Origin of the sequence: Streptosporangium nondiastaticum (assembly GCF_003011965.1) — a bacterium.
In the GTDB taxonomy this organism is placed as follows: Bacteria; Actinomycetota; Actinomycetes; order Streptomycetales; family Streptomycetaceae; genus Streptomyces; species Streptomyces nondiastaticus.
Window position 1 is genome coordinate 13,674 of the sequence record NZ_PXWG01000026.1, and the last position, 11,029, is coordinate 24,702.

At 75.1% G+C, this 11,029-nt stretch carries 1 protein-coding gene; it reads right to left on the bottom strand.

Annotated elements, in window-relative coordinates; translation table 11 throughout:
- Positions 1-39: 39 nt before the first annotated feature.
- A complete protein-coding gene (locus B7P34_RS13240) occupies positions 40-10,989 on the bottom strand; it encodes a type I polyketide synthase (RefSeq protein ID WP_106676120.1) in 10,950 nt (3,649 codons plus the stop codon).
- Between the last annotated feature and the right edge of the window lie 40 nt (positions 10,990-11,029).

The following is an 11,029-nucleotide window of genomic DNA, read 5'->3' on the forward strand; positions in this document are numbered from 1 at the left end:
TTTTGGCCTGCGCTGTTCGGGAGATGCCGCGTTCGTCGTTCAGGAGATGCCGAGTTCGTCGTCGAGGAGCTCGTACAGCTCCTCGTCGCTCGCCGAGCTGAGGTCGTCTTCGTCCCCGGCTCCGCCGGCGCCTCCCGGGTCGGCCGGCTCGTTCCCGTTCCAGCGGGCGAGCAGCGCCTGGAGACGCATGTTGATCTTGGTTCGGGTGACGTTGTCGACGCCGTCCGCTCCGGCGCCGTCGAGGGCGGTGGCGAGGCGGTCGAGCTCGTCGAAGAGCGGCACTGTGCCGCCCGTCCCGCCGGGCAGGTCCTTCAGGACCCGCTGGGCGAGCACTGCCGGCGTCGGGTAGTCGAAGACCAGCGTCGCGGGGAGCCGCAGCCCGGTGGCCTTGTTCATCCGGTTCCGGAGCTCCACCGCGGTCAGCGAGTCGAAGCCCAGGTCACCGAAGGCCTGGTCGGGCTGGACGGCCTTGGCCGAGCTGTGCCCGAGGACGGCGGCGACCTCGGACCTCACGAGGTCCAGCACCACCTCTTCGCGCTCGCTCTCGGGCAGGTCCGCGACCCGCTGCGCCAGCGGTACGGCGGCCGTCCGGTCCGTGCGCCGCGGCCGGCCGCCGACGAGGGGCCGCAGCAGCGGCGGCACCGGCGCGGTCGCGTTCCGCAGGGCGGCGAGGTCCAGCCGTGCCGCCACCACCAGGGGCTCGTCCAGCGCGAGCGCCGCGTCGAGGAGTCCGAGGCCGTCCTCGTCGGACAGCGGCAGCACGCCGCCGCGGGCGAGCCGGTTCCGGTCGGTGCCGCCGAGGTCCTCGGTCATGGTGCCGGTCCGCTGCCACAGGCCCCACGGCAGCGACACCGCGGGAAGGCCCTGCGCGCGGCGGTGCCTCGCGAAGGCGTCCAGGAAGGCGTTGGCCGCGGCGTAGTTGGCCTGGCCGGGGGTGCCGAGGGTGCCCGCGAGCGAGGAGAAGAGGACGAACGCCGAGACGTCGCCCGCCAGCTCGTGGAGGTTCAGCACCGCGTCGGCCTTGGGGCGCAGGACCGTGTCCAGGCGCTCCGGGGTGAGCGAGCCGATGACGCCGTCGTCGAGGGCGCCGGCCGTGTGCACCACGGCCGTCACCCGCGTCCCGTCCAGCGCCGCGGCGAGGGCGTCGCGGTCGGCGACGTCGCAGGCGGCCCAAGTGACCTCGGCGCCCGCGGCGGTGAGCTCCGCCCCGAGCTCCGCAGCGCCGTCGGCGTCCGCGCCGCGCCGGCTCAGCAGCAGGAGGCTGCGGACGCCGTGCCCGGTGACGAGGTGCCGGGCGACGAGTCCGCCCAGGGCGCCGGACGCGCCGGTCAGGAGCACCGTCCCGGTGCCGAAGTCCGGGGTGGTCCGCGGGGCGTCGGCGGCGGCCCTGGCGAGCCGGGGCAGCAGGAGCGTGTCGCCGCGCAGCGCGGCTTGCGGCTCCTCGGAGGCGACGAGCCGCCGTACCGCCGCCGCGGCCCGCTGCCGGTCGGTGTCCTCGTCGGTGTCGAGGAGGACGATGCGGTCCGGGTTCTCGGACTGCGCCGACCGCACCAGGCCCCACACGGCCGCCTGCGCCGGATCGTCCTGGGCCCCGTCGCCGGTAGCGACCGCGCCCCGCGTCACGAGCACGAGGCGGGCGGCCCGGTCCTCGGACAGCCACCATTGCACCAGCCCGAGCACCTCGGCCAGGACCTCCCGGACCCGCTCGGCGCCGGTGCCCGACCCGGCCGGGCAGGGCACCACGACGGCGTCCACGTCCGCCTCCGTGCCGGTCTCCGTCTCCGGGGCGGAGCGGAGGGAGGCGATGTCGTCGTAGGCGCGGACGGTCGTGCTCGTGCCGTTCGCCTCGGACGGTCCGGCGAGCGGCGCCCACTCCACAGTGAACAGGGAGTCCCGGGAGCTCGTACGGAGCTGGTCGGCCGACACCGGGCGCAGCGTGAGCGACTCCACCGAGACGACGGGCCGGCCCGTGCCGTCGGCGGCCTCCAGCCGTACCGCGTCCCCGCCGGCCTGCGAGAGCCGTACGCGCAGGCCGGCCGCTCCGGTTCCGTGCACCGTGACGCGGGACCACGCGAAGGGCAGCAGGGGCCCGTCGGCCGCCGGCACGAGGCCGCCCGCGCCCAGGGCGTGCAGGGCGGAGTCGAGCAGGGCCGGGTGCACGCCGAAGGACTCCGCGTCCGCGTGCGCTTCGCCGGGGACGGCCAGTTCGGCGTAGACCCCGTCGTTGCCGCGCCAGACGGCGCGCAGCCCCTGGAAGAGCGGGCCGTAGCTCAGGCCGAGGTCCGCGAGCCGGTCGTAGAAGCCGTCGAGGTCCACGGGCTGGGCGTCGGCCGGGGGCCAGCTGCTCAGGTCCGTGGCGGCGGGGGTGGCGCCGGTGGCGAGGGCGCCGGTGGCGTTGCGGATCCAGGGGCCTTCCCCGGCGCGCGAGTGCACGCTCAGCGGGCGGCGGCCGGAGTCGTCCCGGGCGCCCACGAGGACCTGGAGCTGCACGCCGCCGTGCTCGGGCAGCAGCAGCGGTGCCTGCAGGGTGAGTTCCTCGACGAGGTCGCAGCCGGTCTCGGCCGCGGCGTGGGCGGCCAGTTCCACGAACGCCGTTCCCGGCAGGATCACCGTGCCCAACACGGCGTGGTCGGCCAGCCAGGGCTGGGCCTGCAGCGACAGGAGCCCGGTCAGCAGGTGGCCGCCGGCGTCGGGCAGTTCCACCGCCGCGCCCAGGAACGGATGGTCGGCGGAGTCCAGCCCGGCGGCCCGTACGTCACCGGCCGGCGCGCCGGCCTCCAGCCAGTACCGCTCGTGCTGGAACGCGTACGTCGGCAGGTCCACGCGGCGGGCGCCCGGCAGGACGGCGTCCCAGTCGACGGCGACGCCGTGCACGTGCGCCTGTGCCAGCGACAGCATGAGCCGGTGCCGGCCGCCGTCGCCGCGGCGCAGCGTCGGTACGGCCACGGCTTCGGCCTCGGCGGCCTCGATGGCGTCCTGGATGCCCGCCAGCTGCACGGGGTGCGGGCTGACCTCGACGAACACGTCGTGACCGTCGGCCAGGGCGGACCGGATCGCGGCGTGGAACCGCACCGTCTGCCGCATGTTGCGGTACCAGTAGCCGGAGCCGAGCTCGGCCGCGTCCAGCTTCCCGCCCGTCACCGTGGAGTAGAAGGGCACGGCGCCGGGGAGCGGGCTGATGCCGGCGAACCCCTCGGCGGCCTGCGCCTCGACGCGCTCGATCTGCGGCGAGTGCGCGGCGTAGTCGACGGCGACCTTGCGGGCCTGGATGCCCTCCTGCTCGCAGTGCGCGAGGAGTTCGTCCAGGGCGTCGGTGTCGCCGGAGACCACGACGGTGCCGGGCCCGTTCACGGCGCCGATGCCGAGGCGGCCGGTCCAGCGGCCGATCAGCTCCTGCGCCTCCTCGTCCGGGAGCGTCACCGAGGCCATGCCGCCGAGGCCCTGGAGCTCGCGCACCGCGAGGCTCCGCCGCGCCACGATGCGGGCGCCGTCCTCCAGGGAGACCGCTCCGGCGATCACCGCCGCGGAGACCTCGCCCTGGGAGTGCCCGACGACCGCGTCGGGGGTCACCCCGAACGAGCGCCACACCTCGGCCAGGGCGATCGTCATCGCCCACAGCACGGGCTGCAGCACGTCGACCCGGTCCTGCTCGACGTCGGAGGTGCCGCGCAGCACCGCGGTCAGCGACCAGTCCACGTGCGGTGCGAGGGCGCGCTCGCAGGCGTCGATCCGGTCGCGGAAGACCGGTGAGGTCTCCAGCAGTTCGGTGGCCATGCCCACCCACTGCGACCCCTGTCCGGGGAAGACGAAGACGGTCTTGCCGCCGGTGCGTGCGGTGCCGGTCACCACGTCGGTCGGCGTGGAGCCGTCCGCGACGGCGGCCAGTCCCTGCCGGAGCGCCTCGGGGGTGTCCGCGACCACTGCGGCGCGGTGTTCGAAGGCCGCCCTGGTCGTGGCCAGCGCGTAGGCGGTGTCGGCCGCCGGGACCGCGTCGCTGTCGCCGCTGTCGCCGCTGCCGCCGCTGCCGAGGAAGGAGGCGAGGCGGGCGGCCTGCGCCCGCAGGGCCGCTTCGGTCCGGCCGGACAGCACCCACGGCACGACGGCGCCGGAGTCAGGGGCGGAGGGCGACTCGGCGGCCTCAGCGGCTTCGGGAGCTTCGGCGGCCTCGGGGGCCTGTTCGATGATGGTGTGGGCGTTGGTGCCGCTGACGCCGAAGGACGACACGGCAGCCCGGCGCGGACGGTCCGCCTCCGGCCAGTCCACGGCCTCGGTCAGCAGCCGGACGTCACCGGCCGACCAGTCCACGTGCGGCGTCGGCTCGTCCACGTGCAGCGTCTGCGGGAGGACGCCGTGACGCATCGCCATGACCATCTTGATCACACCGGCGACACCGGCCGCGGCCTGCGTGTGGCCGATGTTCGACTTCAGCGAGCCCAGCCACAGCGGCTGACCCTCCGGTCGCTCCTGCCCGTACGTCGCGAGCAGCGCCTGCGCCTCGATCGGGTCGCCCAGCTTGGTGCCCGTGCCGTGTGCCTCGACGGCGTCGACATCGGCCGGGGTGAGTCCGGCGGAGGCCAGGGCCTGCCGGATCACGCGCTGCTGCGAAGGCCCGTTCGGCGCGGTCAGGCCGTTGGACGCGCCGTCCTGGTTGACCGCGCTGCCCCGGACGACCGCCAGGACCTGGTGGCCATTGCGCTCGGCGTCGCTGAGCCGCTCCACGAGCAGCATGCCGACGCCTTCGCCCCAGCCCGTGCCGTCCGCGCCGGCGGCGAACGCCTTGCACCGGCCCTCGGGCGACAGGCCGCGCTGACGGCTGAACTCGACGAAGACTGTCGGACTGGCCATCACCGTGACGCCGCCGGCCAGGGCCATCGTGCACTCGCCGCTGCGCAGCGCCTGGACGGCCAGGTGCAGGGCGACCAGCGAGGACGAGCACGCCGTGTCGATGGTCACGGCCGGGCCCTCGAGGCCGAAGGTGTAGGACACGCGGCCGGAGGCGACGCTGCCGGAGCCGCCGGTGGTGAGCAGGCCCTCGACGCCCTCGGGCAGTTCGCGCGGGCCCTGGCCGTAGTCGTGGTACATCAGGCCGGTGAAGACGCCGGTGCTGCTGCCCCGGAGCGTCGCCGGGTCGATCCCGGCGCGCTCGAAGGCCTCCCAGGACGCCTCCAGCAGGAGCCGCTGCTGCGGGTCCATGGCCAGGGCCTCGCGGGGGCTGATGCCGAAGAAGCCGGCGTCGAACTCGGCCGCCTCGTGCAGGAATCCGCCGTCGCGCGCGTAGGTCTTGCCGAGGCGCTCGGGGTCGGGGTCGTAGAGTCCGTCGACGTCCCAGCCGCGGTTGTCCGGGAACCGGGTGATGCCGTCCCGGCCGGAGGCCACGAGCCGCCACAGGTCCTCCGGCGAGCGCACCCCGCCCGGGAGGCGGCAGCTCATGCCGACGATGGCGATCGGCTCGTCGTCGGCGGCGGTCCGCCGGTCCGTGGCTGCGGCCGTGGCCGCCGGGGCGTCGCCGAGGAGTTCGGTGCCGATGTGCCGGGCCAGGGCGGCGGGCGTGGGGTGGTCGAAGACGAGGGTGGCGGGCAGGCGCAGGCCGGTGGCCGTGGACAGCCGGTTGCGCAGTTCGACGGCCGTCAGGGAGTCGAAGCCCAGGTCCTGGAAGGCGTGCGCGGGCTGGACCGCCCGGGGCGAGGCGTGCCCGAGCACGGCGGCGACCTCGGACCGGACCAGGTCCAGGACGGCCTCGTCGCGCTCGTCCGGGGCCAGCCCGGCGAGGCGGTCGGCCAGGGAGCCTGCGGCGGCGCGCTGGGCGGTGCCGCGCGTGGTGACGCGGACGAGTCCGCGCAGCAGCGCCGGTACGGTCCCGGCCGCCCGGCCGCGCAGGGCGGCGGTGTCGAGGCGGACCGGTACGAGCACGGGCTCGTCCGAGGCGAGTGCCGCGTCGAACAGCCGCAGGCCGTCCTCGGTGGAGAGCGGCAGCACGCCGGAGCGCGCCATGCGCGACCTGCCCGCCTCGTCGAGGGCGTCGGCCATGGCGCCTTCCTGCTCCCACAGGCCCCACGCGAGCGAGAGCGTGGGCCGGCCCTGGGCGCGGCGGTGCCGGGCGAAGGCGTCGAGGAAGGCGTTGGCCGCGGCGTAGTTGCCCTGGCCGGGGTTGCCGAAGGCGCCCGCGGCGGACGAGAACAGCACGAACGCCGTGTCTTCGCCGGCGAGCTCGTGCAGGTTGAGCACGGCGTCGGCCTTGGGCTTCAGGACGGCGTCCAGGCGCTCCGGGGTGAGCGCGGCGATCACGCCGTCGTCGAGGACGCCGGCGGTGTGCACGACGGAGTCGACCGGAGTGGCGGCCAGCAGCCGGGCGACGGCGTCGCGGTCGGCGAGGTCGCAGGCGGCCCACGTCGCCTCGGCGCCGAGCGCGGCGAGTTCGGCTTCCAGGTCGGCGGCGCCCGGGGCGTCCGCGCCGCGGCGGCTGACGAGCAGGAGCCGGCGCACGCCGTGACCGGTCACGAGGTGCCGGGCGAGGGTACCGCCGAGCGCGCCGGAGGCGCCGGTGAGCAGCACGGTGCCGAGGTCACCCAGGGCGGCGCCCTGGGTGACGGCGGAGGTGTCGCCCTCGGCGAGGCCGGAAGCCGTGTCCTCGGCCAGGCCGAAGGCAACGCCTTCCATGGCCGGAGAAGCGGGGTTCTCCGCAGCCGGAGCGGCAGCTCCCCTCGCGGCCGGGGAAGCGGTCTTCTCCGGCGTGGAAGAGACGACGCTCTCCGCCGCCGCAGAGGCAGTGATGCCAGTCGCCGGAGAGGCGACGCCCTCCGCGTTCGGCAGCGCATGCCGCTCCCCCGCCGGGGATGCCGGGTGCTCCGTCACTTCGGACGCGGCGCGGGCCAGGCGCGGTGCGCTCGTCTCCCCGTCGCGGGCGATGACGTGCGGTTCGCCGGTGTGCAGAACTCCGGGCACGAGCCCGGAAACGTCCGCCGGGCGGTCGGTTTCGAGGAGCACGATCCGGCCGGGGTTCTCCGCCTGGGCCGAGCGCACGAGTCCGCCCGCGGCGGCGTGGGCGAGGTCGTCGCAGCGCGCCACGAGCACGAGGCGCGGCGTCCGGTCCTCGGCGAACCACCGCTGGATCAGCCGCAGCACCTCGGCGGTGACCGCGCGGACCCGCTCGGCCTCGGGGGCCCCTTCCGGGCCGTCGGGGCACGGGACCACGACCGCGTCAGGCTGCGACGGCGCGTCGGCGCCGGGCAGCGCGGCGGTGTCCGCGGCGTACGCGACGGTCGTCCCGTCCGTGTCGTCGGAGGACGGCAGGGTCAGCGGCGCCCGTTCGATCGCGAACATCGCGTCGCCGGAGCTCTTGCGAAGCTGGTCGGGCGACACCGCGCGCAGCGTCAGCGACTCCACGGAGGCGACCGGTTCGCCGGCGGCGTCGGCCACGAGCAGGGACACCGTGTCCGTACCGGCCGGCGACAGCCTCACTCGTACGGTGGAGGCGCCCGTGGCACGCACGGACACGCCGGACCAGGCGAACGGCAGGAGCGGCCCGTCCGCCGCGGCCACCAGGGAGCCGTTCGCACCGGCCGCGCCGATCGCGTGCAGCGCCGCGTCCAGCAGCGCCGGGTGGAGGAGGAAGGAGCCGGTGTCCGTGCCGTCGGGCAGGGCGATCTCGGCGAAGGTCTCCGCGCCCGCGCGCCAGGCGCTGCGCAGACCGCGGAACGCCGGGCCGTAGGCCAGGCCGAGGCCGGCCAGCCGGTCGTAGAAGCCGTCGAGGTCGAGGGGTTCGGAGCCCGCCGGGGGCCACGCCGTGAGTGCCTGGCCGGCGGCCGGGGCGGCCGCTTCTTCGGTGACGAAGCCGGTCGCGTGGCGGACCCAGGGCAGGTCGGTGTCGTCCTCGGGGCGCGAGTGCACGGTCAGCGGGCGGCGGCCGGAGCCGTCGGCGGCGCCGACCCAGACCTGGACGGCGACGCCGCCCCGCTCGGGCAGGAGCAGGGGAGCTTCGAGGGTGAGGTCTTCCAGGAGTTCGCAGCCGGCTTCGTCGGCGGCGCGCACGGCCAGTTCGACGAACGCGGTGCCCGGCAGCAGCACGCTTCCGAGGACGGCGTGGTCGCTCAGCCACGGGTGCGTGCGCAGGGACAGCCGGCCGGTCAGCAGCCGCTCGTCGCCACCGGCCAGGGAGACGGCGGCGCCCAGCAGCGGGTGGTCGGCGGAGCCCAGGCCGGCAGCGCGGACGTCGCCGGGCGCGGCCGCCGAGGCGTCGAGCCAGTAGCGCTCGTACTGGAAGGCGTAGGTGGGCAGGTCGACGCGGTGGGCGCCGGGGAAGAAGGCGTGCCAGTCCGGAGAGACGCCGTGCGCGTGCAGTTCGGAGACCGCGGCGACGACGGCGGCCCGCTCGGGGCGGTCGGCGCGGAGGACGGGGACGGTGGTGATGTCGTCGTCCAGGCAGCCCTGGGTGAGGGCGCTGAGGACGCCGCCGGGGCCGATCTCGACGAAGGTCGTGACACCCGACTCGTGCAGGGTCCGCACGCCGTCGGCGAAGCGGACGGCCTCGCGGACGTGGCGGACCCAGTAGTCGGGGGTGTACGGGTCGGCCAGGCGGCCGGTGAGATTGGAGACGACGGGGAGCTGCGGCTTCTCGAAGGTCAGCCCGCGGACGACCTGCGCGAAGTCCTCCAGCATGGGGTCCATGAGAGGCGAGTGGAAGGCGTGACTGACCTTCAGGCGTGAGGTCTTACGGCCCTGCTGCTTGAAGACCTCGGCGATCGCGGTGACGGCGTCCTCGGCACCGGAAATCACCACGGACTGCGGCCCGTTGATCGCCGCAATGCCTACGTGCTCGGCCAGATGCGGCAGCACCTCGTCCTCGGTCGCCTGAACAGCCACCATCGCGCCACCGGTCGGCAGCGCCTGCATCAACGCAGCACGCGCCGACACCAGCTTCGCCGCATCCTCCAGAGAGAGCACCCCGGCCACATGAGCAGCCGCGATCTCGCCTACGGAGTGACCGGCTACGTAATCCGGCCGGATCCCCCACGATTCGAGGAGACGGAACAGCGCCACCTCGACCGCGAAGAGCGCGGGCTGGGCGGTGCCCGTGCGGTGCAGTTCCTCCGAGTCGACGTCGAACGGGGCGCCGAGGTGCGCGCAGACCTCGTCGTAGGCGGCGGCGAACGCCGGGTAGGACGCGTACAGTTCGCGCCCCATGCCCAGGCGCTGGGAGCCCTGGCCGGAGAAGAGGAAGGCGACGCGCCCGCCGGTGCCGGAGTGGCCGCGTGCCACGCCCGGGGCCGGGGCGCCGGAAACCACGGCTCGCAGCCCCTCGGCGAGCTCCGCCGGGGTCTCGCCCTGCACCACGGCGCGGTGTTCCAGGGCCGTGCGCGTCGTGGCGAGCGAGAACGCCACGTCCAGCGGGGAGAGGCCGGCGTCGTCCGCGCGGGACAGCAGGCGTTCGGCCTGGGCGCGCAGGGCCTCTTCGGTCTTGCCGGAGATCACCCACGGCACGGGCCCGCCCTCGGCCGGCCGTGCGACCTCCGCGGCGACAGCCTGGGGGCTTCCGGCGGCCTGGGCGCTTCCGGCACCCTCTTCCGGGGCCTCCGGAGCGTCCGCGTCCTGGGTGAACGCTTCGGCCGACGGGGCTTCTTCGATGATCGTGTGCGCGTTGGTGCCGCTGATGCCGAAGGAGGAGATGCCGGCCCGCCGCGGCTCGTCCGACGCCGGCCAGGGCGTGGTCTCGGTCAGCAGGCGTACGGCGCCCGCCGACCAGTCGACGTGCGGGGACGGCGCGTCGACGTGCAGCGTGCGCGGGAGTTCGCCGTGGCGCATGGCCATGACCATCTTGATGATGCCGGCCACGCCGGCCGCGGCCTGGGTGTGGCCGATGTTGGACTTGATCGAGCCCAGCCACAGCGGATTGTCGTCGCTGCGGCCCTGCCCGTACGTCGCGAGCAGCGCCTGTGCTTCGATCGGGTCGCCGAGCCGCGTGCCCGTGCCGTGCGCCTCGACCGCGTCGACCTGTGCGGTGGTCAGCTGAGCGGCGGCCAGGGCCTGGCGGATCACGCGCTGCTGCGAGGGGCCGTTGGGGGCGGTCAGACCGTTGGAGGCGCCGTCCTGGTTGACGGCGGAACCCCGTACGACGGCGAGGACTTCGTGCCCGTTGCGGCGGGCGTCCGAGAGGCGCTCCACGAGCAGCAGGCCCGCGCCCTCGCCCCAGCCGGTGCCGTCCGCGCCCGCGGCGAACGCCTTGCAGCGGCCGTCGGGGGCCAGTCCGCGCTGGCGGCTGAAGCCGACGAAGGTGGCGGGGCCGACCATGGCGGTGACGCCGCCCGCAACGGCGAGCGAGCACTCGCCGTTGCGCAGCGACTGGATGGCCAGGTGCAGGGCGACCAGGGACGACGAGCAGGCCGTGTCGACCGTGACGGCCGGGCCTTCGAGGCCGAAGGTGTAGGCCACGCGCCCGGAGGCGACGCTGCCCGAGGTGCCCGTGCCCAGGTAACCCTCAAGGTCTTCCGGTGAGTTCTGCAGGGCGGCGAGGAACTCGTGGTTCATCACGCCGGCGAACACGCCGGTCCTGCTTCCCGCCAGGGAGGCGGCGTCGATGCCGGCCCGCTCGAAGAGCTCCCAGGAGGTCTCCAGCAGCAGCCGCTGCTGGGGGTCCATGGCGAGCGCCTCACGGGGCGAGATCCCGAAGAGGCCGGCGTCGAACTGCGCGAGGTCGCGCAGGAAGGCGCCTTCGCGGGCGTAGCTGGTCCCGCGGTTCTCCGGGTCCGGGTCGTAGAGCGCGTCCAGGTCCCAGCCGCGGTCGGCGGGGAACTCCGAGACGGTGTCCCGGCCGCCGGCGACCAGCTCCCACAGGTCCTCGGGCGAGTTGACCCCGCCCGGGTAGCGGCAGCTCATCCCGATGATGGCCACCGGCTCCCCGGCGGCGTCCTCGTAGTCACGAAGGCGCCGCCGGGTCTCCTGGAGATCTGCGGTGACTCGCTTCAGGAAATAGCGGAGCTTGTCCTCGTTCGCCACCGAAATCGTCCCTCACCCTTGCGAAGACTTACCGGAATTC